The sequence below is a fragment of the Roseovarius sp. MBR-51 genome, from assembly GCF_053628575.1.
Map to the genome: position 1 here is coordinate 386222 of NZ_JBRJGQ010000002.1, position 22713 is coordinate 408934.

General features: G+C 63.8%; 19 protein-coding genes. 10 read left to right on the top strand and 9 right to left on the bottom strand.

From position 1 onward, the window contains the following. From ACSSVY_RS04395 to recN, 9 genes are all read left to right on the top strand, one after another. The gene (locus ACSSVY_RS04395) at positions 1-1188 is read left to right on the top strand and encodes an APC family permease (RefSeq protein WP_454268208.1); all 1188 of its coding nucleotides are present in this window, start codon (positions 1-3) and stop codon (positions 1186-1188) included. Continuing rightward, complete coding sequence (locus ACSSVY_RS04400; protein ID WP_454268210.1) at positions 1185-1430, top strand: DUF2484 family protein; 246 nt, start codon at positions 1185-1187, stop codon at positions 1428-1430. Before ACSSVY_RS04395 ends, ACSSVY_RS04400 begins: the two co-directional genes overlap by 4 nt. 55 nt (positions 1431-1485) lie before the next feature. Next, on the top strand, positions 1486-2427 hold the full coding sequence (murB, locus tag ACSSVY_RS04405) for a UDP-N-acetylmuramate dehydrogenase (RefSeq protein WP_454268232.1): 942 nt from the start codon (positions 1486-1488) through the stop codon (positions 2425-2427). A gap of 52 nt (positions 2428-2479) precedes the next feature. After that, entirely contained in the window at positions 2480-3403 is a 924-nt protein-coding gene (locus tag ACSSVY_RS04410; protein ID WP_454268211.1) for a D-alanine--D-alanine ligase, read from the top strand. A 53-nt stretch (positions 3404-3456) separates the two neighbouring features. Further along, positions 3457-4260, top strand: a complete 804-nt coding sequence (locus ACSSVY_RS04415; RefSeq protein WP_454268212.1) for a cell division protein FtsQ/DivIB — start codon at positions 3457-3459, stop codon at positions 4258-4260. Between the two features lie 2 nt (positions 4261-4262). Next, the gene (gene ftsA, locus ACSSVY_RS04420) at positions 4263-5597 is read left to right on the top strand and encodes a cell division protein FtsA (protein WP_009819504.1); all 1335 of its coding nucleotides are present in this window, start codon (positions 4263-4265) and stop codon (positions 5595-5597) included. Positions 5598-5770: 173 nt separating this feature from the next. Then, positions 5771-7384 carry a cell division protein FtsZ gene (ftsZ, locus tag ACSSVY_RS04425; RefSeq protein WP_454268213.1) on the top strand — a complete coding sequence of 538 codons (1614 nt, stop codon included), beginning with the start codon at positions 5771-5773 and terminating at the stop codon, positions 7382-7384. Between the two features lie 227 nt (positions 7385-7611). Further along, complete coding sequence (locus ACSSVY_RS04430) at positions 7612-8460, top strand: outer membrane protein assembly factor BamD (RefSeq protein ID WP_454268214.1); 849 nt, start codon at positions 7612-7614, stop codon at positions 8458-8460. 39 nt (positions 8461-8499) lie between these two features. Further along, a complete protein-coding gene (gene recN / locus ACSSVY_RS04435) occupies positions 8500-10149 on the top strand; it encodes a DNA repair protein RecN (protein ID WP_454268215.1) in 1650 nt (549 codons plus the stop codon). Between the two features lie 72 nt (positions 10150-10221). Here recN and ACSSVY_RS04440 read toward each other — a convergent pair whose 3' ends face one another. Then, complete coding sequence (locus tag ACSSVY_RS04440) at positions 10222-11598, bottom strand: FAD-binding oxidoreductase (RefSeq protein ID WP_454268216.1); 1377 nt, start codon at positions 11596-11598, stop codon at positions 10222-10224. 112 nt (positions 11599-11710) lie between these two features. Here ACSSVY_RS04440 and ACSSVY_RS04445 point away from each other — a divergent pair, with 112 nt between their 5' ends. After that, entirely contained in the window at positions 11711-13399 is a 1689-nt protein-coding gene (locus ACSSVY_RS04445) for a chloride channel protein (RefSeq protein WP_454268233.1), read from the top strand. Between the two features lie 30 nt (positions 13400-13429). Here ACSSVY_RS04445 and ACSSVY_RS04450 read toward each other — a convergent pair whose 3' ends face one another. The 8 genes from ACSSVY_RS04450 to ACSSVY_RS04485 form a co-directional block, all read right to left on the bottom strand. After that, positions 13430-13771, bottom strand: coding sequence for a DUF427 domain-containing protein (locus ACSSVY_RS04450; protein ID WP_009819497.1), 342 nt, complete (start codon positions 13769-13771; stop codon positions 13430-13432). Between the two features lie 63 nt (positions 13772-13834). Beyond that, positions 13835-15637: an aminopeptidase P family protein gene (locus tag ACSSVY_RS04455; protein ID WP_454268217.1), complete on the bottom strand. Its 1803-nt coding sequence runs from the start codon at positions 15635-15637 to the stop codon at positions 13835-13837. Positions 15638-15754: 117 nt separating this feature from the next. Beyond that, a complete protein-coding gene (gene cobT / locus ACSSVY_RS04460; RefSeq protein ID WP_454268218.1) occupies positions 15755-17632 on the bottom strand; it encodes a cobaltochelatase subunit CobT in 1878 nt (625 codons plus the stop codon). 25 nt (positions 17633-17657) lie between these two features. Further along, positions 17658-18644 (bottom strand): cobaltochelatase subunit CobS, encoded by a 987-nt coding sequence (gene cobS, locus ACSSVY_RS04465; protein WP_009819494.1) that lies wholly within the window; start codon positions 18642-18644, stop codon positions 17658-17660. A 127-nt stretch (positions 18645-18771) separates the two neighbouring features. Further along, positions 18772-19425, bottom strand: a complete 654-nt coding sequence (locus ACSSVY_RS04470) for a Crp/Fnr family transcriptional regulator (protein ID WP_454268219.1) — start codon at positions 19423-19425, stop codon at positions 18772-18774. Next, complete coding sequence (mmsB, locus tag ACSSVY_RS04475) at positions 19425-20297, bottom strand: 3-hydroxyisobutyrate dehydrogenase (protein ID WP_454268220.1); 873 nt, start codon at positions 20295-20297, stop codon at positions 19425-19427. The genes ACSSVY_RS04470 and mmsB overlap by 1 nt, the downstream gene beginning before the upstream one ends. Then, on the bottom strand, positions 20294-21343 hold the full coding sequence (locus ACSSVY_RS04480) for an enoyl-CoA hydratase/isomerase family protein (RefSeq protein ID WP_454268221.1): 1050 nt from the start codon (positions 21341-21343) through the stop codon (positions 20294-20296). The genes mmsB and ACSSVY_RS04480 overlap by 4 nt, the downstream gene beginning before the upstream one ends. Beyond that, positions 21340-22482 (bottom strand): acyl-CoA dehydrogenase family protein, encoded by a 1143-nt coding sequence (locus ACSSVY_RS04485; protein WP_454268222.1) that lies wholly within the window; start codon positions 22480-22482, stop codon positions 21340-21342. The genes ACSSVY_RS04480 and ACSSVY_RS04485 overlap by 4 nt, the downstream gene beginning before the upstream one ends. Positions 22483-22713: the final 231 nt, after the last annotated feature.

Consider the following 22713-nt stretch of genomic DNA (forward strand, 5'->3'; position numbering starts at 1 on the left):
ATGGCCGAGATCCTCAAACGCAGGATCGGGCTAGGATTGCTGACCGCATACGGTGTTGGGGTCATGGTTGGAGCCGGGATTTACGTTCTGGTGGGGGCCGTGGCCGCCGAAGCTGGGATCTGGGCACCGCTGGCCTTTGTGCTGGCGGGGGTCATCGCCGCCCCCACAGCGCTGAGCTATGCTGAATTTTCCACCCGGTTTCCGGAAGCCGCAGGCGAGGCGGCCTTTGTCGCCAAGGGGGTGCAAGCGCCATGGTTGGGCACGCTGGTCGGGCTGGCGATTGTGGTGGCCGGGGCGGTATCGGCAGCGGCGGTGTTGCGCGGTGGCGTGGGTTATCTGGGCGCAGTGACGGGATGGCCTGCGGGGCCGAGCATGGTGGTGATCGGGGCGCTGTTGGCGGCGGTGGCGGTGGTCGGCGTGTTGGAGAGCCTTGCGCTGGCCGCGATCTTTACGGTGGTTGAAGTCTTGGGACTGGGTCTGGTGGTTTATGCAGGGTTCAGCGCCGCGCCTGTCGCGGATTTTCAGATGCCGCAAGAGATAGTCTGGTCGGGGGTGACGGCCGGGGCGGTGCTGGCTTTCTTCGCCTTCATCGGGTTTGAGGATATCGTCAACATGGCCGAAGAGGTGCGCGAACCAGAGCGCGTCCTGCCGCGTGCGATCCTGTTGTCCCTGATAATCACGAGCCTGCTTTACGCGTTGGTCACTTGGGCGGCGGTGCGGTCGGTGCCGCTCGATCGGCTTGGCGCGAGCGAGCAGCCCTTGGCGCTGGTGTGGCAAATGGGGCAGGGCGGCAGTGCCGCGTTTTTGTCGTTGATCGCTGTGGTGGCGGCATTGAATGGCGTTCTGGCGCAGATGGTGATGGCGAGCCGGGTTTTGTTTGGTCTGGGACGTCGCAGTGCATGGTTGTCCGTGTTTCACCACGCGCATCCCCGGTTTGGCACGCCAGTGCGCGCAACCGTGCTGATCGGTGTGGCGGTCATCGGGGGCGCGCTGACCTTGCCGGTGGCGGAGCTGGCGGGTGTGACCTCGACGTTGCTCTTGACGGTGTTCGTGTTGGTCAATGGCGCGCTGATCCTGATGAAGCGGAGGGTGCCGGTGGCGGCGTTTCGGGTGCCGATGGCAGTGCCGGTGTTTGGTCTGGTGGCGGCGCTGGCCGCCTTGGGCGCGAGCCTTGGAGGGTTGGGATGACGGTATCTCTGGTTGTGGCGTGCCTCTGGGCGGTGGCTGCGAATGTCTTGGCGATGCTGCCAAGCCGCAACAATTACTGGCGGCGGGCGTATGTTCTGATCGCGCTCGGCGTGCCGATCCTCGGGTTTGTCACATGGCAGAACGGACCTTGGATTGGTCTGTTGGTGATGGTCGCGGGCATGAGCGTTTTGCGTTGGCCGGTGATCTATCTCGGGCGATGGATCAGGCAGCGCTTGGGGTAGCTCGGGCGCATGGGGCTTTACCTTGGGCGCGGCAGAAGGCAGAAGAACCGCCATGATGAGATTTCCTGATACGCGGGGCGCATTGACCCCGAACAGGCCTTTGGCCGAACTGACCTGGCTGCGCGTAGGCGGGCCAGCGGATTGGCTGTTTCAACCGGCTGATCTGGAGGATCTGGCGGGGTTTCTGGCTGGGCTGGATGCGTCGGTGCCGGTGTTTCCCATGGGTGTGGGCAGCAATCTCATCGTGCGCGATGGCGGATTGCATGCGGTGGTAATCCGGTTGGGACGCGGGTTCAACGGTATTCGCGTTGAGGGCAATCGGGTGATTGCAGGGGCCGCAGCGCTCGATGCGCATGTGGCGCGGCGGGCGGCGGAGGCGGGAGTGGATCTCACGTTTCTGCGCACCATTCCGGGCAGCATCGGTGGTGCGGTGCGGATGAACGCGGGCTGCTATGGGACCTATGTGGCGGATCATCTGATCGAGGCGCGGGCCGTCACGCGGAGCGGTGAGGTGGTTACACTTGGCCCGCGAGAGCTGCAATTCGCCTACCGGCACAGCGCGCTGCCCGACGGCTGGGTGATCTTTGAGGCGACGTTTGAGGGGGGGCTGGGCGATCCGGCGACGCTGGAGGCCAAGATGGCCGAGCAGATCGCCAAGCGGGACGCCACACAGCCCACCAAAGAGCGCAGCGCCGGCAGCACGTTCCGCAATCCGGCCGGGTTTTCCTCGACCGGGCAGGCCGATGATGTGCATGATCTCAAGGCCTGGAAGGTGATTGACGAGGCGGGATTGCGCGGCGCGCGGCGGGGGGCGGCGCAGATGAGCGAGATGCATCCCAACTTTTTGATCAACACCGGCGGGGCCTCTGCTGCTGATCTTGAGGGTCTCGGCGACGAGGTGCGAAAAAAGGTTTTTCAAATGCGTGGAATAGAGTTAGAGTGGGAAATCATGAGGGTCGGTGAACCGGCTCCGGGCGCAAGCCCTCAGGCAGACTAACAAAAACAATACGACAACAGGGCCGGTAAACCGGTCCGGGACATTGAGGCACATGGTGGTTGGTTCGAGCAGAACAACCCCGAAAGTGGCGGTGATCATGGGCGGCCCCTCGGCGGAGAGGGACGTGTCGCTCTCTTCAGGGCGTGAATGCGCCGTCGCGTTGAGGGAAGCAGGGTTTGAGGTGGTCGAGGTGGATGCCGCGACAGACCTCTGTGCGCGTTTACAAGACATAAAGCCGGACGTGGTATTCAATGCCCTGCATGGGCGTTGGGGTGAGGATGGGTGTGTGCAGGGGATGCTGGAATGGCTGGGCCTGCCCTATACTCATTCGGGCGTTCTGTCGTCCGCCCTCGCCATGGATAAGGAGCGCACCAAGGCGGCCTATCGCGGTGCTGGTCTGCCTGTGGTCGACAGCGTGTTGGCGCGGCGTGACGAGGTTCGGGCCGGGCATGTGATGCCGCCGCCCTATGTGGTCAAGCCCTACAATGAGGGATCGTCTGTGGGGGTCTATCTGGTCGAGGCCGGGGCCAACCGACCGCCTGCGCTCTCGGATGATATGCCCGATGTGGTGATGGTCGAGAGCTATGCGCCGGGGCGTGAACTCACGACTACGGTGATCGGTGACCGGGCTCTGACGGTGACGGATATCCTGACCGACGGCTGGTACGACTACGACGCCAAATACAAACCCGGTGGTTCGCGCCATGTGGTGCCCGCAGAGGTGCCGCAGGACATTTTCGACGCATGCCTCGATTATGCGCTGCGGGCGCATGAGGTTCTGGGCTGTCGCGGAGTGAGCCGCACTGATTTTCGCTGGGACGAAGCCAAGGGGCTGGACGGGTTGATCCTGCTTGAGACCAACACACAGCCGGGGATGACGCCGACCTCTTTGGTGCCTGAACAGGCGCAGGCGCTGGGCATTTCCTTTCCTGAACTGTGCCGCTGGATGGTGGAGGATGCGTCATGCAACCGGTAATTCCGCGGGCTGATCCTGCGCCGTCACGGATGTCATATCGCCTCCAGCGGCTGATGCTGACGCCCCTTTATCGACGCCTGATCCGGTTCGGTTTGCCGATGCTCGTGATTGCAGGGCTGGTCGGAGGGTATCTGGGCAGCGATGCCCGGCGCACGGCGCTGGTGGAGCAGATTGCGGACCTCCGCCACCAGATTGAGACGCGACCCGAATTCATGGTCAACCTTTTGTCGGTCGAAGGCGCGAGCACGAGCGTGCAAGAGGATATTCGCGAGATTTTCCCCTATGATCTGCCCGCGAGCTCGTTTGACCTCGTGCTCGACGACATTCGCGTGATGATCGAGGAATTGCCCGCCGTGGCGCGTGCTGAGGTGCGCATTCGGCAGGGTGGCGTTTTGGTGGCCGAGATCACCGAGCGCGTGCCGGTTGCGCTCTGGAAAACGCGGGATGCGCTGAACGTGATTGATATCGAAGGTCAGGTGATCGGGGTGATCAATGCCCGCTCTGAGCGCGCCGATTTGCCGGTGGTGGCAGGCGAAGGCGCACCCGAGCAGGTGGCTGAAGCGCTGGAACTCCTGCGCGCTGCGGCTCCGATGGGACTGGAGCTGCGCGGCCTTGTGCGGATGGGTGAGCGACGTTGGGATCTGGTTCTGTCGGATGGCAAACGCGTTCTCTTGCCCGAGAGCGGGGCGGTGCGCGCGTTAGAGCGGGTGATGGTGCTGCATGGGGCGCAGGACATGCTGGAGCGGGATCTGGCGGCGGTGGATATGCGGATCGCGGCGCGTCCGACGATCCGGTTGAATGAAGCGGCCATGGAAGACTGGTGGACGATAACTCAGATGAGCTTGGGGACGAACTGACGATGATCGAGCTGTATGAATCCCAAAGGGCGATGCGCCATATGCGCAAGGCGGCGATGCAGAGGGGCGTGGTCGCGGTGCTGGATGTGGGCACCTCCAAGATTGCCTGTCTGGTGCTGCGGTTTGATGGCACCGAGCGATTGCACGAGGCCGAAGGGATTGGCCGGATGGCCGGGCAAGCCGGGTTCCGGGTGATCGGGGCGGCGACGACTCGCTCGCGCGGGGTGCGCTTTGGCGAGATCGACGCCATGGCCGAGACCGAGCGCGCCATTCGCACCGCCGTTCAGGCGGCGCAGAAGATGGCCAATATCCGGGTCGATCATGTCATTGCCTGTTTTTCGGGCGCAGGGCCGCGCAGCTATGGTCTGGCCGGGCAAGTCGAACTTGAAGGCCATACCGTCAGCGAACAGGATATCAGCCGCGTGCTGAGCGCCTGCGATGTGCCGGATTTTGGTGAGGGCCGCGAGGTGCTGCATGCGCAGCCGGTCAATTTCGCGCTGGATCATCGCAGCGGCCTGATTGATCCGCGCGGGCAGATGGGGCAGGTCTTGTCCACCGACATGCATATGCTGACGGTTGACGGGGCCGCGATCCAGAACCTTGCCTATTGCGTCAAGCGGTGTGATCTGGAATTGGCAGGGGTGGCCAGCTCTGCCTACGTGTCAGGCATCGCGGCGCTGGTCGAGGACGAGCAGGAACTGGGTGCCGCCTGTATTGATCTGGGCGGCGGCACGTCGGGTGTGTCGATCTTTATCAAGAAGCACATGATCTATGCCGATAGCGTGCGCATGGGCGGGGATCATGTCACCAATGACATTTCCATGGGGCTGCAGGTGCCACAGGCCACCGCCGAGCGGATCAAGACCTTTTACGGGGGGGTCGTGGCCACCGGCATGGATGACCGCGAGATGATCGAGATCGGGGGCGATACCGGCGATTACGAGCATGATCGGCGGCGCGTGAGCCGGGCCGAACTGATCGGCATCATGCGCCCGAGGGTCGAGGAAATTCTCGAAGAGGTGCGAGCGCGGTTGGATGCCGCAGGGTTCGATCATCTCCCAAGCCAACAGATCGTGTTGACCGGAGGCGGCAGCCAGATCCCCGGTCTTGACGGGTTGGCAAGCAAGATCTTGGGGCAGCAGGTGCGTCTGGGGCGGCCTCTGCGGGTGCATGGGCTGCCGCAGGCGGCGACCGGTGCGGGGTTTGCCAGTGCAGTGGGTATGTGTCTCTTTGCGGCCAATCCGCAGGACGAATGGTGGGATTTCGAGATTCCCGTCGATCGCTATCCGGCACGCTCGCTAAAGCGGGCGATGAAATGGTTTCGGGACAACTGGTGACCGCAAGATGTGGCGTCATCGGCGAAATCCCGCGAAAAAGACCACGAAAGACGCCATATTTAGTGGCTAATTCGTGTTTTTTAGGTGACGATTGGGCCAACCATCGGTAAGAATGGTGCCAATCAGGCGGAAAACAGCCCGCGAATGTGGGCATCAGGACAGGCGGACAAGCTATGACACTCAACCTCACTATGCCCGGACATGACGAGCTGAAGCCCCGTATCACCGTTTTCGGTGTGGGTGGGGCGGGTGGCAACGCCGTGAACAACATGATCGAGAAGAAACTCGATGGTGTGGACTTCGTGGTGGCCAACACGGATGCACAGGCCCTGAGCCAGAGTAATGCGGAAAGCCGCATTCAGCTGGGCGTCAAGGTGACTGAGGGTCTGGGCGCAGGCGCGCGGGCCTCTGTCGGGGCCGCCGCCGCCGAAGAGAGCATCGAGCAGATCGTTGATCATCTGGCGGGTGCGCATATGTGCTTTATCACTGCGGGCATGGGCGGGGGCACCGGCACCGGCGCTGCGCCGATCATCGCGCAGGCCGCGCGCGAGTTGGGTGTGCTGACGGTGGGTGTTGTCACCAAGCCGTTCCAGTTCGAGGGCGCCAAGCGCATGCGTCAAGCCGAAGAAGGCGTTGAAGCGCTGCAAAAGATGGTCGACACGCTGATCATCATCCCCAACCAGAACCTGTTCCGTCTGGCCAATGAGAAAACGACCTTTACCGAGGCGTTCAGCATGGCCGACGATGTGCTCTATCAGGGCGTCAAGGGTGTGACCGATCTGATGGTTCGCCCCGGCCTCATCAATCTCGACTTTGCCGATGTGCGCGCCGTGATGGACGAGATGGGCAAGGCGATGATGGGCACTGGCGAGGACAGCGGCGAGGATCGCGCCATCCAGGCCGCAGAGAAGGCGATTGCCAACCCGCTCCTGGATGAAATCAGCCTGCGCGGGGCCAAGGGTGTGTTGATCAACATCACCGGCGGTCACGACCTCACGCTGTTCGAATTGGACGAAGCCGCCAACCGCATCCGCGAGGAAGTGGACCCGGATGCGAATATCATCGTGGGATCGACCCTTGATCCGTCGATGGAAGGCTCGATCCGTGTCAGCGTTGTGGCCACGGGTATCGACGTGAGCCAAGTGGCCGCCGATTTACCTGTACCGCGCCGCTCGATGGCGCAGCCGCTCAAGCAGCAAGTCAGTGCCGAAGTTCCGGCCCCGGCCCCGGTTGCACAGCCCGAGCCTGCACCGGTTGCCGCGCGAGTGGCCGAGCCTGAGCCCTCGCTCTTTGGAGCGATGGACGCGCAGCGCGCCGCTGCCGAGGAGCAGATGGAGGATATCTTTGACGACGAGATCGCCGCTGACGATTTGCCGCCGCCGGCCTATCAGCCGCGCGTCGAGGAATTCGCGCGCAGCACCTATGCCGAAGAGGATGATCTGGATGCCTATGTCGCGCCGCGCGCCCCGGCCCCCGGCACGCCCACTCCTGAGGCATTGCAGCGGTTGCAGGCTGCTGTCGGTCGAACCCCGGTGCAGCCACAACAGCGCCGCCCCGAGCCCGAGGCCCGCGCGCCGGAAGAGCGCCCACGCTTTGGCATCAACTCGCTGATCAACCGGATGACCGGGCATGCCGCCCCCGAGGCGGAGCGTCCGCAGGCGGCCGCGCGCCCGACACGTCAGCAGCCGACCATGGGTAGCGCGCAGCCGCAGCACGCTCCGGCGCGGGCACATGACGAGGATGAGCAGATCGAGATTCCGGCATTTCTGCGCCGCCAGGCGAACTGATCCTGCGCTTTGCCGGGTCTTTGGAGAAGCCGCCCGTCACGGCGGCTTTTTCTGTTTAACGGGTGAATGGCAGGGGGTGTGGAGCGTGACGGTGAAATTCCGCAACGCGCCTCAGATCACCCGAGCGAAATGTGCCAAAGACGTTTTGCACCGCAAATTAATGTGCTAGGACCAAGGCGATGCGGGCGAACTGTCCCGCGTTTTCGTAACTGAGAGTGAGATCGCGCATGAGAATCGGCACGTCCCGGGCCAGGCTGTTCGGAGCCTTTGCTGTGGCAATGGCCATCGCGGGCTGTGGCAATAAGGAAAGCGTCGAGCGCGGCACAGTCAATTACGAGAATTACACGGCCCAGCAAATTTTCGAGCGGGGCGAATATGATCTGGCGCAGCGCGATCCTGAATTGGCGGCGACGAGCTTTGCCGAGGTTGAGCGGCTCTATCCCTATTCCGATCTGGCCAAGCGGGCGGTGATCATGCAGGCCTTTGCCCATCATCAGGCCAAGGAATACGAAGAAAGCCGCGCCGCCGCACAGCGGTTCATCGACTTTTACCCGACCGATGAGGACGCGGCCTATGCGCAATACCTTTTGGCGCTGAGCTATTACGATCAGATTGACGAGGTGGGGCGCGATCAGGGGCTGACCTTTCAGGCGCTGCAATCTCTGCGTGAGGTGATCGAGCGCTATCCTGACAGCGAATACGCCAATGCCGCGATCCTGAAGTTCGATCTGGCCTTCGACCATCTGGCCTCAAAGGAGATGGAAATCGGTCGCTATTATCTCAAGCGCGATAATTTTGCCGCTGCTGCCAACCGGTTCCGGGTGGTGGTTGAGGATTTCCAGACCACGACCCATACCGCCGAAGCGTTGCACCGGCTGGTGGAATCCTATCTGTCGCTGGGGTTGGTCAACGAGGCGCGCACAGCGGGCGCAATTCTTGGACATAACTTCCAAGGAACAGATTGGTATGAGGACAGCTACAAGCTCTTGACCGGGCGGGGCTATACATTGGAGGCGGCGGGAGATGGCTGGTTGCAGCAGATCTATCGCCAGACCGTCCAAGGCCGCTGGCTATAAGGGGGGACGGGGGAACACCCTGCCCGACGGGTTGGCCTGATGCTGCGCACGCTTGAAATCCGGGATATGCTGATCATCGACCGGCTGGACCTGACGTTTCAGCCGGGTCTCAATGTGCTGACCGGCGAAACCGGCGCGGGAAAGTCGATTCTGCTCGACAGCCTGGGTTTTGTTCTGGGCTGGCGAGGACGGGCCGAATTGGTGCGCAACGGGGCGGATCATGGCGAGGTGATCGCCGAATTTGATCTCACCGCGGAGCATCCTGCGCGCGAGATCCTGCGCGAGGCCGGCTTGCCGGATGAAGAGGCCCTGATCCTGCGCCGGGTCAACAGTGCCGATGGGCGCAAGACCGCTTGGGTCAATGACCGGCGGGTGTCCGGCGAGGTGCTGCGGCAGTTGTCGGATGTGCTGGTTGAATTGCATGGGCAGCAGGATGACCGCGGTTTGCTTGATCCCAAGGGGCATCGGGATCTGCTGGATGCTTTCGGCGATCTGGCTGCGCTGCGCGAGGCCGTGCGCGTCGCATGGCGGGATATGGCGGCGCGGCGCAAGGCGCGCGATGTGGCAGAGGCAGCGCAGGCGGCGCTGCGCGCCGAGGAGGAGTTCTTGCGCCATGCGGTGACGGAGCTCGATGCCCTTGGCCCGCAGCCCGGTGAAGAGGCAGAGCTGGATGCACGTCGTCGAATGATGCAAGGGGCTGAGCGCATCCGAGCAGATATCGCCAAGGCCGCTGAAGCCATCGGACTCAACGGCGCAGAGGGTGCGGCCGGCGATGCGCTGCGGTGGCTTGAGACGGTGGCGGACAAGGCCGAGGGGCAGTTGGACGAACCGGTGGCGGCGATTGGTCGGGCGCTGGTGGAGTTGGACGAGGCCGGACGTGGCGTGCTGCGCTGTTTGGAGGCGCTCAATTTCAACCCATTGGAGTTGGAAGAGACCGAGGAGCGGCTCTTTGCGATCCGGGCGCTGGCGCGCAAACATGGGATTATCCCCGATGATCTGGCCGCATTTGCGGAGGATCTGCGCGGGCAATTGGCGGCTCTGGATCGGGGCGACGCGGATATGCGCATGCTGGCGGCGGCCTTGGCGGACGCGGAGCGCCGCTATGCCCACGCGGCGGAGGTATTGACCGAGGCGCGGGTGACGGCGGCCTTGGCGCTCGACCGGGCGGTGATGGCGGAACTGGCGCCGCTCAAGATGGAGCGCGCGGTGTTCACCACCGATGTTCGACACGCGGAACCGGGTGCCACCGGGCAGGATGAGGTGACCTTTCGCGTGGCCACCAACCCCGGCGCACCCTCGGGAGCGTTGGGCAAGATCGCCTCGGGGGGGGAGTTGAGCCGGTTTCTGCTGGCACTCAAGGTGTGTCTGACGGGCACGGACAGTGGCGTCACGATGATCTTTGACGAGATCGACCGGGGCGTGGGCGGGGCCACTGCGGATGCCGTGGGGCGCAGGCTGGCGCAATTGGCGGCAGGTGGTCAGGTGCTGGTGGTCACACATTCGCCGCAGGTGGCCGCGCGCGGCGCACATCACTGGCGGGTGGAAAAGCGGGTCGAGGGGGAGGAAACGCTCTCGACCGTGCGGGCGATGACGGGCGCGGACCGGGTGGACGAGATCGCGCGGATGCTGTCGGGCGAGCGGATCACGCCGGAAGCCCGCGCTGCCGCCGAGGCGTTGATGGAGGGGTGAGATGGGGGCGCTGCCCCCGTCGGCCTCTGGCCGACTCCCCCGAGGTATTTTGGGCCAGATGAAGGGGGGGCGTCAATTCCTCGGTGGGACCAGTTTGCCGGGGTTGAGGATGTTGAGGGGGTCGAGGGCCTGTTTGATCGTTCCCATCAGCGCCCAGCCGGCCCCGTGTTCGCGCTGCATGTAATCGAGTTTGCCGATCCCGATGCCATGTTCGCCGGTGGCGGTGCCGCCAAGGGCCAGCGCGCGTGTGACCATGCGGTCGGAGGCGGCTTTGGCGGCGGTGAGTTCGGCGGGGTTGTCGGGGTCGATGAGCAGGATCGCGTGGAAATTGCCATCGCCGACATGGCCCAGGATCGGCCCCATGACGCCGGAGTGGGCGAGATCGCTGCGGGTGTCCTCGATCGCTTCGGCCAGACGCGAGATCGGCACGCAGATGTCGGTGACGATGGCGCGCGCGCCGGGGCGCTGGCCAAGAATGGCGTAATAGGCATTGTGGCGCATGGTCCAGAGGGCGTTGCGCGCCTCGGTCTGGGTGGCCCAGTCGAAATCCGATCCGTTATGCTCGCGGGCGAGCGCGCCAAAGCTCTCGGCCTGTTCGGCTGTGCTGGCGGGGGTGCCGTGGAATTCAAGCAGGAGGTGGGGCTTTTCGGGCAGGCTCATTCTGGAATGGGCGTTGACCGCGCGCACGCTGTCGGCATCCATCAGTTCGATGCGGGCGATGGGGATGCCGCATTGGATGGTGTCGATCACGGTGGCGACCGCATCGCCCACGCTGTCAAAGGCGCAGACCGCTGCGGAAATCGCCTCGGGCTGGCCTGCGAGGCGCAGGGTGAGTTCGGTGATGAGGCCGAGCGTGCCCTCGGCCCCCACAAAAAGCCCTGTGAGATCATAGCCCGACGCGGATTTGCGCGCACCGGTGCCGGTGCGGATCACCTCGCCTGAGGCGGTCACGACCTCGAGCGCCAGAACATTGTCGCGCATCGTGCCGTAGCGGACGGCAGTGGTGCCGCTGGCGCGGGTCGAGGCCATGCCGCCCAGCGAGGCATTGGCCCCGGGATCGACCGGAAAGAACAGGCCGGAGGCGCGCAGCGCGGTGTTGAGCGCCTCGCGCGTCACGCCCGGTTGCACCCGCGCGGTCATATCCGCCTCGGCCACCTCGAGCACGGCGTTCATACGGGAGAAATCGACCACGATGCCGCCGCGAAACGCCTGCGCCTGTCCTTCAAGCGAGGTGCCGGTGCCCCAGGCCACGACCGGGACACGGTGGCGGGCGCAGATGGTCACGACCTCGGCCACCTCTGCCGTTGTCTCGGGGTAGACCACGGCATCGGGCGGGCTGGGCGGAAAATGCGATTCGCTTTGGCCATGCAGGTCGAGATCGGACTTGGACAGGGTGATCCCATGGCCTAGAGAGGTTTGGAGGTCGGCGATGGCGCGGGCGATGTCCATGGGGCGGCTTTCTAGATGGGTCGTTGGGCGCAGCCTAATGCATGTCGCGCGAAGGGAAAAGCGCGCGCAGGGCGCAATGTAAGAAGCGCGCGTGAGGCGCGAAGGGGAGGCGATGCAGGCCGACGATCCGTCCTTTCTGGGCCAGTTGAGCCGGGGCATGAGCGAAGGCCTGCGCGAGGGCTGGCGCGTCCTGCGCAAGCGCGGTCCAAGCCAGTTTCAGTTCTGGCTGATCGCCCTCATGATCGGGATCGCCGCAGGCTTTGCCGCGCTGTTCTTTCGCAAGGGGATCACCGCGCTGCAAGAACTGGTCTACGGCACCGATGATGTGGCGCAACTGCACAGCTTTGCCGGACAATTGCCGTGGTACTGGGTCCTGATGCTGCCTGTGGCGGGGGGGCTTGTGGTCGGGCTGATCCTGCACCGGTTCACGCCGGATGGGCGGGTGCGTTCGGTTGCGGATGTGATCGAGGGCGCGGCGCTCTATGAAGGACGGGTCGAGCGGCGCGAGGGGCTGGCCTCGGCCGCGGCCTCGTTGATCACGTTGGGCACCGGGGGATCATCGGGGCGCGAGGGGCCGGTGGTGCATCTGGCGGGGGTGATTTCATCCTGGGTGAGCGAGCGCATCCATGCGGATGGCGTCACGGGCCGCGATCTTTTGGGCTGTGCGGTGGCGGCAGCCGTTTCCGCCTCGTTCAACGCGCCCATTGCGGGGGCACTCTTTGCGCTTGAGGTGGTGCTGCGGCATTTCGCTGTGCATGCCTTTGCCCCGATTGCCATTGCCTCTGTGGCGGGGACGGTGATCAACCGGCTGGAGTTTGGGGGTGTGACCGAGTTTACCCTGCCTGAAGCCGGGGCCTTGGAATTCTATGCGGAATTGCCGGCCTTTCTCATTCTTGGCTTGATCTGTGGCGTGGTGGCGGCGGCGCTGATGCGGGCGATCTTTTTGGCCGAGGATGTGGCGATGCATGTGCAGACGCGGCTGGGGCTGCCGCGCTGGTTGCGGCCCGTGGGGGCGGGGCTCTTGTTGGGACTGCTGGCCATCTGGTTTCCGCATATCATCGGGGTTGGCTACGAAACCACCTCGGCGGCGCTCACCGGCAAGCTCTTGTGGCATGAGGCGGCGGTCTTTGCGGTGCTCAAGGTGCTGGCGGTGGCGATCACCATTGGCGGACGCATGGGCGGCGGCGTGTTTTCACCCTCGCTCATGTTGGGCGCGCTGACCGGACTGGCGTTTGGGTATGTGGCCACAGCGACTTTTCCAGACGTGTCGGGGGCCCATACGCTCTATGCCTTGGCGGGAATGGGGGCCGTGGCAGCAGCAGTATTGGGCGCACCGATTTCCACGACGTTGATCGTGTTTGAACTGACTGGCGACTGGCAGACCGGGCTGGCGGTCATGGTGGCGGTCTCGACCTCGACCGCCCTCGGATCAAAGCTGGTGCGGCGGTCGTTCTTTCTGACGCAGCTCATGCGGCGCGGCATCAGGCTGGCGGCGGGGCCACAGGACTATCTCTTGGGTATGTTCCGGGTGTCCAAAGTGATGCGCGGCCCGGATCACGAGCAGGCTGCGGATGTGGATCAATGCTGGTCGTTGATCGAGCAGGGCGTTTATCTTGATGTGACCGCGACGCTGGAGCAGGCGATGCCGGTGTTTGAGCGGGCCGCTGTACCCTTTGTGCCGGTTGTCACGCTTGTTGGGGGGGATCAGCCGCCCGAATTGTCGGGCGCGCTGTTTCATGTGGATGCGCTCAAGGCCTATAACAGGGCCTTGGCGGCGGTGTCAGAGGAAGAGCATAGCTGAGGCTTGTTTCCCGCCGCTTGGCCCGCAGACTCAGACCCGTTCCACGGTGACGGTATCACTGGCATAAAAGGCGATGTGATCCTTGATCTCGGCCACCTCTGGTTTCGGAGACTCATAGCTCCATGCGGCGTTTTGCAACGTCTGGCTCTTGGTGATGATCGAGTAATAGCGCGCGTCACCCTTGTAGGGGCAATGGCTGAACTGTTCACTCTCGTCGAGAAAGGCCATGGCAATGTCCTCGCGCGGGAAATAGATCACGAAAGGGTAGTCGCCTTCGGTGAGTTCCAGTGCATTGCGGCTCTCGCCCAGAACGGCACCGCCCGCGCGGACCGTCCATGTGCCCTGTGCCTTACGAATCGTTATTCGTGCCATCGTCCATCCCCCTTGTTATGTCGTCTTGATCTTGGTCTGACGCAGAAATCTAACAGGAATATGTCAGCTTGTCTGCGTTACTTTATCCAACCATAGCCGCGCCGGGGCCGAAAGCAGAGGGCCAATCTTGTCGCGGCAGGCGGTGTGATAGGTATTGAGCCAGTCGCGTTCCGGTTTTGTGAGCAGATCGGCGTCGATGAGGCGGGTATCCAGTGGGGTATAGGTCAGTGTTTCGAACCCAAAATGCGTGACCCCGTCGCCGCCGGGCAGCGGATCGAGCGCCGTCACGACGATAAGATTCTCGATTCGGATGCCGAAGGCGCCCTCTCGGTAATAGCCCGGTTCGTTCGACAGAATCATGCCCGGTTCAAGCGGCACCTCGGAGAGGCGCGAGAGGCGTTGCGGGCCTTCGTGCACGCAAAGATATACGCCAACCCCGTGGCCGGTGCCGTGGGCGTAGTCCTGATCAGCCAGCCAGAGGGGAGTGCGTGCGATAGCGTCGAGATCACGTCCTGCAAGACCGCGTGGAAACCGCAGGCGCGAGATGGCGATCATGCCTTGCAACACGCGGGTGAAAGCGGCGCGCTCTGCGGCACCGGGGCTGCCTACGGGCAGGGTGCGGGTGATGTCGGTGGTCCCGTCGAGATATTGCCCGCCGCTGTCGAGCACGAGGAGATCGCCGTCTATAAGGGTTCGGTTGCTTGCCTCGCTCACGCGGTAATGCGGCAGCGCGCCATTGGGGCCGGACCCGGCGATCGTGTCGAAGCTGATGTCCAGAAGCTGGCCCGTGGCCGCGCGACAAGCCTCGAGCCGCCGCACGACGTCGATTTCGGTGAGCGTGCCGGAGGGCTGATCATCGAACCACGCCAGAAATTCACACATCGCGGCCCCGTCGCGCAGATGGGCGGTGCGGGTGGCGGTGATTTCGGCTTGCGTCTTGCGCGCCTTGGGTAGGATGCAGGGATCAGCGCCCCATTGATGGGCGACGTCGGCCACATCCAGCACCTGCACCACACGCAGCGGCACGTTGGCGCGGTCGAGGCGCACCGGGCCGGGGAGGGTGGCAAGGGCTGTCTCGAAGGCGTCAAGCGGCGCGAGCGTCACCGCGTCGCCCAGATGCGTGCGGGCGGTAGCGTCAAGCTTGGCGGGATCGGTAAAGAGGGCGGCGCGCCCGTCGTCGTGCAGGATGGCAAAGCCCTGTGCAACCGGGTTGCGCGGAATGTCACAGCCCCGGATGTTGAAGAGCCAAGCAATCGAATCGGTGAGGGTGATGACCGCTGATCTTTGGCCTGCTTTGCGCAGGGTTTCCGCCAAGGTGGCGCGTTTCTCGGCATGGCTGACCCCGGCGAGGCTGTCGGGCCAAGGGGTGGTTTTGCCTTGTGGCGGGCCGGGACGGTCGGCCCAGATGGTGTCGATCAGATTGGCGTACGGGGTGAGTTTGATCGCGCTGCCTGCGAGGGTCTCGGTCAGGGTGTCGATCTGGTCCGGCGTGTAGAGCCAAGGATCAAAGCCCACCGTCCCGCCCTCTGGCAGATGCTGCTTTAGCCAAGGTCCAAGGCGGGTTTCGGGCCAATCGACGGCTGTGAAATGGCCGGTATCGACCTGCGCGCGGACCTGCACCCGGTAGCGACCGTCCGTGAAGACCCCCGCCTCATCGGCCAGCGCCGCGCAGAACCCGGCAGAGCCAGTAAAGCCGGTGAGCCACGCGAGCCGATTATCGCAGGCGGCGACGTATTCGCCCTGATGCGCATCGGCGCGCGGCACCAGCCACCCCGCCAGCCCGGCATCGGCCATGGCTCGGCGCAGCGCCTCGAGCCGGGGCGGACCTTGATCGGGGCGGGCGGTTTCGGTGAAGGACTGAAACATGGGGCCTCCTGCGGGGCTGTGCGGGTCGTGGTGTCGAGGGATGGGGGCGCGGCCCCCGTCCCGGACCCTGTCCGGGACTCCCCCGAAGTATTTTGGGCCAGATGAAGCCAGGCCGGATCAGATGGCGCGGCGTATTCCCATGAACCGCGCGCGGGCGCGCGGGTCGCTATCAAAGAGCGCGGCCAGTTGTTCGGTCATGGCGCCTGCCAGTTGGTCGGCGTCGGTGATGGTCACGGCGCGCTGGTAATAGCGCGTGACGTCATGGCCGATGCCGATGGCCAGCAGTTCGACCTGTTTGCGGCGCTCGACCATGGCGATGACGTCGCGCAGATGTTTTTCAAGGTAGTTGGCAGGGTTGACCGAGAGGGTACTGTCGTCGACCGGCGCGCCGTCGGAGATCACCATCAGGATCTTGCGTGCCTCCTTGCGGGCGACCATGCGGCGATGCGCCCATTCCAGCGCCTCGCCGTCGATGTTTTCCTTGAGGAGCCCCTCTTTCATCATCAGCCCGAGATTGTCGCGGGTTCGGCGCATGGGGGCATCGGCGGATTTGTAGATGATGTGGCGGAGGTCGTTGAGGCGGCCTGGCAGTTGCGGGCGCCCTTCGGCCAGCCATTTCTCGCGGCTCTGGCCGCCTTTCCACGCGCGGGTGGTGAAGCCCAGAATCTCGACCTTGACCGAGCAGCGTTCCAGGGTGCGCGCCAGAACATCGGCGCAGATGGCGGCGATGGAAATCGGGCGGCCCCGCATCGAGCCGGAATTGTCGAGAAGCAGCGTCACCATGGTGTCGCGGAACTCGGTATCCTTTTCCACCTTGAAGCTGAGCGGCGTGGTCGGATTGGCCACGACGCGCGCGAGGCGGCCCGCGTCAAGGATGCCCTCCTCGCGGTCGAATTCCCAAGACCGGCTCTGCTGCGCCTGAAGGCGGCGTTGCAATTTATTGGCAAGGCGGCTCACGGCGCCCTTGAGCGGCTCTAGTTGTTGATCGAGATAGGCGCGCAGGCGTTCCAGCTCAATCGGGTCGGCCAGATCCTCGGCGCGGATCTCCTCGTCGAAATCGGCATTGTAAATCGCGTAATTCGGGTCGGCATCGGATACGGGATGCGGGGCAGGCGGCTCCAGCGGGGCCTCGCCTTCGGGCAGTTCGGTTTCGTCCTGCATGTCCTCGTCGGCCATGTCCTCCATGCTGACCTGCGCCTGCGCTGCGTCCTGCTGTTCATCTTGTGAGCGTTCGGGATCGGCGTCGGCCTCGGTCTCGTCGCTGTCGTCCTGACCAGAGCTGTCGGGCTCTTCCTGTTCTTCGCCAGACTCTTCGGCCTCGTCTTGCTGGTCATCGTCCATGCTGTCGGGATCATCGCCCAACTGATCGCCATAGCCCAGATCCTCGATGATCCGGCGGGCGAATTTGGCAAATGCAGTTTGATCGGCGAGCGTGTCCTGAAGCGCGTCGAGGGTGCCGCCAGCCTGTTCCTCTATGAAACCGCGCCACAGGTCCATGACGTTTTGCGCGCCTGCCGGCATATCGCGGCCCGTGGCGAGATGGCGGATGAGATAGCCTGCGGCGGCGGGCAGGGGGGCGTCAGCGGTGGAGGTGATCCGCTCAAAGCCCAAGCGATTAGCGTCCTGCGCAATCTTGGCGTCGATATTGGTGGCGGTGCCGGGCATGTCTCGGGCACCCACCGCCTCGCAGCGGGCGGTTTCCATCGCCTCGTAGAGGTCGCGCGCCATGTCGCCGGGAGGGGCGTAGCGGGCATGGGTGCCGGCGTCGTGGAATTTATGCCGAAGGGCAAGGGCGTCGGCGGTGCCGCGGGCCAAGAGCACCTCTTCGCGGGACATCCGTCGGGAGACCTGCGGCAGGCGCATCGCCTCGCCCGAGATGCCGCTGGGGTCCACCGAATAGGTGACCGTCAGTTCCTTGTCGTCCGCCATCACCTTGGTGGCGTTGGCGAGCGCCTTCTTGAACGGATCGGCGGGGTTGTCGGTGGGTTTGTTCATCGGGATATCCCTGACGCCCAGCGGGCTATCGCACTTTCACATTCGCAGCACTCTCGGGCAGTTCCTCGTCAAAGCAGCGCTGGTAGAATTCGGCGACGGTCTGACGCTCCAACTCGTCGCATTTGTTGAGGAAGGTCAGGCGGAAGGCGTAGCCCACATTACGGAAGATGGTGGCGTTCTGCGCCCATGCGATCACGGTGCGGGGGCTCATGACGGTGCTGAGTTCGCCATTCATGAAGGCGGTGCGCGAGAGATCGGCAACCGTCACCATGCGGCTGATGGTCTTGCGCCCGTCGGCGGTGTTGTAGAGCGGGTTCTTGGCCAGAACGATGGCGGTTTCGGCGTCATGGCTGAGATAGTTGAGCGTGGCCACGAGCGACCAGCGGTCCATCTGGCCCTGATTGATCTGTTGGGTGCCGTGATAAAGCCCGGTCGTGTCGCCCAGACCCACGGTATTGGCCGTGGCAAATAGGCGGAAATAGGGGTTGGGCGCGATCACCTCGTTCTGGTCCAGAAGCGTGAGCTTGCCGTCCGCCTCGAGCACGCGCTGGATCACGAACATCACATCGGCGCGGCCTGCGTCATATTCGTCGAACACGATGGCGGTCGGGTTGCGCAGCGCCCAAGGCAGAATGCCCTCGTGGAATTCCGTGACCTGCACGCCGTCGCGCAGTTTGATCGCGTCTTTGCCGATCAGGTCGATCCGGCTGATGTGACTGTCGAGGTTGACGCGCACGCAGGGCCAGTTGAGGCGGGCGGCGACCTGTTCGATATGGGTCGATTTGCCGGTGCCGTGATAGCCTTGGATCATCACGCGGCGATTGTGGGAAAAACCGGCGAGGATCGCGAGCGTGGTGTCGGGATCGAATTTGTAGGTCGAGTCGAATTCCGGCACGCGCTCGGTACGCTCGGCAAAACCTTTGACGATCATGTCCGTGTCGATGCCAAAGATCTCGCGGACAGAGATTTCTTCGGTCGGTTTTGCGTTGATGTCCATCGTTCCGTCAGCCATTGCGCCGGTCCTTCAATCGGGTCGTTTCTCAGGTATCGTCGTGCAACATATCGCAGCAGAGGGCAAGGGGAAGGGGCAAGATTGCGCTGGTCTTATGTGGGGGGGCAGATTGGCCTCATGGGTGCGCTTACTCGGTGCTTTGGGCAATCTCGGACAGGGTTTCGGCGTCGAGAATGCGGACCATACCGCGCTCAATCGCCACGATACCGCGCCGGACGAGCGCATCGAGGCGGCGCGAGACCACCTCGCGGGCGGAGCCGATCATCACCGCAATCTCGGCATGGGTGGCATGGAGCGTGTCGCCCGTCGCGCGGTCAAGCAGGCATTGCGCAAGGCGGGTTTCGATGCGCTGAAACGCCACGCGGTCCAGCAGGTGCATCATGGATTGCAGGCGCTGCGCGAAGGCCGCAAAGACAAAATGTCGAAAGCTGTCGGAGAGGTCCATGAGGTGCAAAAAGATGTCGCGCGGTACGAGCACGAGTTCGGAAGCGGTGCGGGTGATCGCCTCGCCGGAGTAATCATCGCCGCCCATGAGACCAAGTGTGGATTGCACGCAGCTCTGACCCGGCTCGACGGCGTATAGCAAAAGCTCACGCCCCGAAGCGCCGGTGAGATAGACATCGACCCGGCCCGACAGCATGATGACAAAGCCCTTGACCGTATCGCCGGGGTGAAAGAGCACGGTGCCCGCCGGGGCGGCCATCGGCGTCACGCGGTCGAGCAGCGCGTGCGCCTCGGGGTCGAGCGGCGGCAGGCCGGGGGCGCGCGCCACCCATGCCATCAGCCGCGCCCGCGTTTCTCGAACCGGGGCAGCATGGCCGAGAAATCGCGGCCCGCGCCATCCTCGGAGTCCACGAATTGCGCGTAGAGATCACAGGCGGCGCGACCCATGGGGGTGTCGGCATCCGCCGCCTCTGCGGCCTGTTGCGAGAGGCGCAGATCCTTGAGCATGAGGTCGGCGGCAAAGCCCGGTTTGTAATCGTTGTCGGCGGGGGATTTGGGGCCCACGCCGGGGGCCGGGCAATAGGCGTTCATCGACCAGCTATAGCCCGACGAGGTCGAGACCACATCGAACATCGCCTGCCGGTCGAGGCCCAGTTTGTCGGCCAGAGCAAAGGCCTCGCAGGTGGCGATCATGGTGACGCCGAGGATCATGTTGTTGCAGATCTTGGCCGCCTGACCATTGCCGGAGGGGCCGCAATGCACCGCCTTTTGCCCCATGATGTCAAAGAGTTCACGGGCGACGTTAAAGCCTGCCTCATCGCCGCCGACCATGAAGGTGAGCGTGCCAGCGGTCGCCCCGCCGACACCGCCCGACACCGGCGCATCGAGTGCCGAGAGGCCCGCCGCCTGCGCCTGAGTGGCCACATCGCGGGCGCTGGCAACGTCGACGGTGGAGCAGTCGAGCAGAACTGCGCCGGGGGCCATGGCCGGGATCACGTCGGCTGCGACCTTGCGCAGGATGGACCCGTTGGGCAGCATGGTGATAACCACGGCGGCGTGGCGCGCGGCCTCTGCGGCGCTGGCGGCCATGGTCACGCCGTCGATTTGCACCGCTGCCATGTCAAAGCCCGTGACGTCATGGCCTGCACGGGCCAGATTGGCCGCCATCGGCGCGCCCATATTGCCCAGCCCGATAAACCCGATTTTCATGGTCTTGTCTCCTCCAGCGTCAGGGCGTTCTTGCCCAAGGGTTGCAGCATCTGCGCGACGGCACTGCCCGGCAGGCTGTCAAGCCCATGTTTCCAAATTGGTTTTCTGTCCTTGTCGATGATCGCGGCGCGGATGCCCTCGAGAAAATCGCCCTGTTCCATGGCACGATAGGTGAAACGATACTCAAGGCCAAGGGCGCGCGCGATATCGGCGGCGGGGCCGCGCAGGCGGTGGATCATCTCGATGCTGCAGGCCATCGAAAGAGGGGAATTGCGGCTGAGGAGTTTCATTGTGTCACGGGCGAAATCGCTGTCGTCGGCGCGCAGGGCATTAAGGATGTCGCGCAGGGTCTCGCCGCCGAAATGGCGGTCGATCTGGGGGCTGAGCATGCGCAAGGCACCGGGAGGCGGCGTTGTGGCATGGGCCGCGATTGTGCTGGGATCGCCGCTCTCGATGAGCGCGGCGGTGAGGGTAGGCCACATGAGCTCTGGCACGTAAGTATCTGCGAAACCGGCATGAATGGCATCATCCGGACCCATGCGCGTGCCGGTGGTGCCGAGGTATTCGCCCAAGCGTCCGGGGGCGCGCGCAAGGATCAGCGAGCCGCCCACGTCGGGCACAAGGCCGATGCCACATTCGGGCATGGCGATTTGCGTGCTGTCGCAGGTGACGCGGTGCGACCCGTGACAGGAAATGCCCACGCCGCCGCCCATGACGAACCCCTGCATCAGGGCGACATAGGGTTTGGGATAGTGCGCGATCTTGGCATTCAGGCGGTATTCATCGGCCCAGAAGCGGCGGCCAAAGGCGAAATCACCGGCGCACCCGCTGTCGTAGAGTTGCTGGATGTCGCCGCCGGCGCAAAACGCCTTGTCGCCTATCGCGTCGATCAGGATGAGGGCCACGTCATTGTCGGAGCGCCAGTCATCAAGCGCCGCCTCGATCGCCATGGCCATGTCGTAGCTGAGCGCATTCAGCGCCTTGGGGCGGGTGAGGGTGATACGCCCGGAGCGCCCCTCTTTGCGAATGTGGATGTCGGCGGTCATTGGCCCGCCAGCATCTGCCGCGCCACGATCAGGCGCATGATCTCGTTGGTGCCTTCGAGGATTTCATGCACGCGCAGGTCGCGGACCAGTTTTTCGATCCCGTAATCGGCCAGATAGCCGTAGCCGCCATGCAGTTGCAGGCATTGGTTGACCACGCGGCTGCCGGTTTCAGTCACAAATTTCTTGGCCATGGCGCAGAATTTGGTGGCATCGGGGGCGTCATTGTCGAGCTTCCACGCCGCCTGGCGGAGAAAGGTGCGGGCGGCCTGAAGCTCGATTTCCATATCGGCAAGGCGGAATTGCAGTGCCTGAAACTGGTCGATCGGTTTGCCGAAGGCGCGGCGCTCGGCCATATAGGCGAGAGTTTGGGTGAGACCCTGCTGAGCCGCACCAAGCGAGCAGGCGGCGATGTTGAGGCGGCCGCCATCAAGGCCATTCATCGCATAAGTGAAACCTTTGCCCTCCTCACCCACCAGATCTTCGGCAGAAATGTTGCAATTGTCAAACTGCACCTGCCGGGTCGGTTGGCTGCGCCAGCCCATTTTATCCTCGAGCCCGCCATAGCTGAGGCCCTCTGTGCCGGCCCCGACATAGACGGTCGAGATGCCCTTGGGGCCATCGCCGCCGGTGCGGACCATGACGACATAGGCGTCAGAATAGCCGCCGCCGGAAATGAAGGCCTTGGTGCCGTTGAGGGTATAGCCCTCATTGGTGCGCTCGGCGCGGGTCTTGAGGGCGGCGGCGTCAGAGCCGGACCCCGGCTCTGTCAGGCAATAGGACAGGACCGTTTCCATGGTCAGGGTGCGGGGCAGCACGCGCGCCTTCATCTCTGCGCTGGCGAATTTGTCGATCATCTTGGCGCACATATTGTGGATCGAGAGAAACGCCGCGACCGAGGGGCAGGCCATCGAGAGCGCCTCGAACACCAGCGTCGCATCAAGGCGCGACAGGCCAGAGCCGCCCGCCTCCTCGCTCACATAGAGGCCGCCAAAGCCAAGGGCCGCGATTTCCGGCCAAAGTTCTTTGGGGATGGTGCCCGCCCGCTCCCAATCGCGGGCATGCGGCGCGATGCGGTCCTGTCCAAAGGCATGGGCCATGTCGAAAATGGCGGTCTGTTCCTCGGTAAGGGCGAAATCCATCGGCGGCTCCTCTGCGCTGAAATGAACGGCTGTTTAATTAAAAACTATTTCAGAACTATTGCAAAGGGGGGATGGGGGGAAGGGATGTGTGTAGCGTGACTGTAGCGTGACAACGAAGTTTGCAGTAAATTACACTCTAGGCAGCGCACCCATAAATTTCTGTTCTTTGGCATAGGCTTGTGATTCATTTCCCCCCAAACAGCATGGGGGAGAAGAAACATGGCGCGGTCG

Coding starts and splice junctions, on each gene's coding strand:
- ACSSVY_RS04395 (WP_454268208.1), top strand. CDS start 1: ATGGCCGAGATCCTCAAACGCAGGATCGGGCTAGGATTGCTGACCGCA.
- ACSSVY_RS04400 (WP_454268210.1), top strand. CDS start 1,185: ATGACGGTATCTCTGGTTGTGGCGTGCCTCTGGGCGGTGGCTGCGAAT.
- murB (WP_454268232.1), top strand. CDS start 1,486: ATGAGATTTCCTGATACGCGGGGCGCATTGACCCCGAACAGGCCTTTG.
- ACSSVY_RS04410 (WP_454268211.1), top strand. CDS start 2,480: ATGGTGGTTGGTTCGAGCAGAACAACCCCGAAAGTGGCGGTGATCATG.
- ACSSVY_RS04415 (WP_454268212.1), top strand. CDS start 3,457: ATGCTGACGCCCCTTTATCGACGCCTGATCCGGTTCGGTTTGCCGATG.
- ftsA (WP_009819504.1), top strand. CDS start 4,263: ATGATCGAGCTGTATGAATCCCAAAGGGCGATGCGCCATATGCGCAAG.
- ftsZ (WP_454268213.1), top strand. CDS start 5,771: ATGACACTCAACCTCACTATGCCCGGACATGACGAGCTGAAGCCCCGT.
- ACSSVY_RS04430 (WP_454268214.1), top strand. CDS start 7,612: ATGAGAATCGGCACGTCCCGGGCCAGGCTGTTCGGAGCCTTTGCTGTG.
- recN (WP_454268215.1), top strand. CDS start 8,500: ATGCTGCGCACGCTTGAAATCCGGGATATGCTGATCATCGACCGGCTG.
- ACSSVY_RS04440 (WP_454268216.1), bottom strand. CDS start 11,598: ATGGACATCGCCCGCGCCATCGCCGACCTCCAAACCTCTCTAGGCCAT.
- ACSSVY_RS04445 (WP_454268233.1), top strand. CDS start 11,711: ATGCAGGCCGACGATCCGTCCTTTCTGGGCCAGTTGAGCCGGGGCATG.
- ACSSVY_RS04450 (WP_009819497.1), bottom strand. CDS start 13,771: ATGGCACGAATAACGATTCGTAAGGCACAGGGCACATGGACGGTCCGC.
- ACSSVY_RS04455 (WP_454268217.1), bottom strand. CDS start 15,637: ATGTTTCAGTCCTTCACCGAAACCGCCCGCCCCGATCAAGGTCCGCCC.
- cobT (WP_454268218.1), bottom strand. CDS start 17,632: ATGAACAAACCCACCGACAACCCCGCCGATCCGTTCAAGAAGGCGCTC.
- cobS (WP_009819494.1), bottom strand. CDS start 18,644: ATGGCTGACGGAACGATGGACATCAACGCAAAACCGACCGAAGAAATC.
- ACSSVY_RS04470 (WP_454268219.1), bottom strand. CDS start 19,425: ATGGCATGGGTGGCGCGCGCCCCCGGCCTGCCGCCGCTCGACCCCGAG.
- mmsB (WP_454268220.1), bottom strand. CDS start 20,297: ATGAAAATCGGGTTTATCGGGCTGGGCAATATGGGCGCGCCGATGGCG.
- ACSSVY_RS04480 (WP_454268221.1), bottom strand. CDS start 21,343: ATGACCGCCGACATCCACATTCGCAAAGAGGGGCGCTCCGGGCGTATC.
- ACSSVY_RS04485 (WP_454268222.1), bottom strand. CDS start 22,482: ATGGATTTCGCCCTTACCGAGGAACAGACCGCCATTTTCGACATGGCC.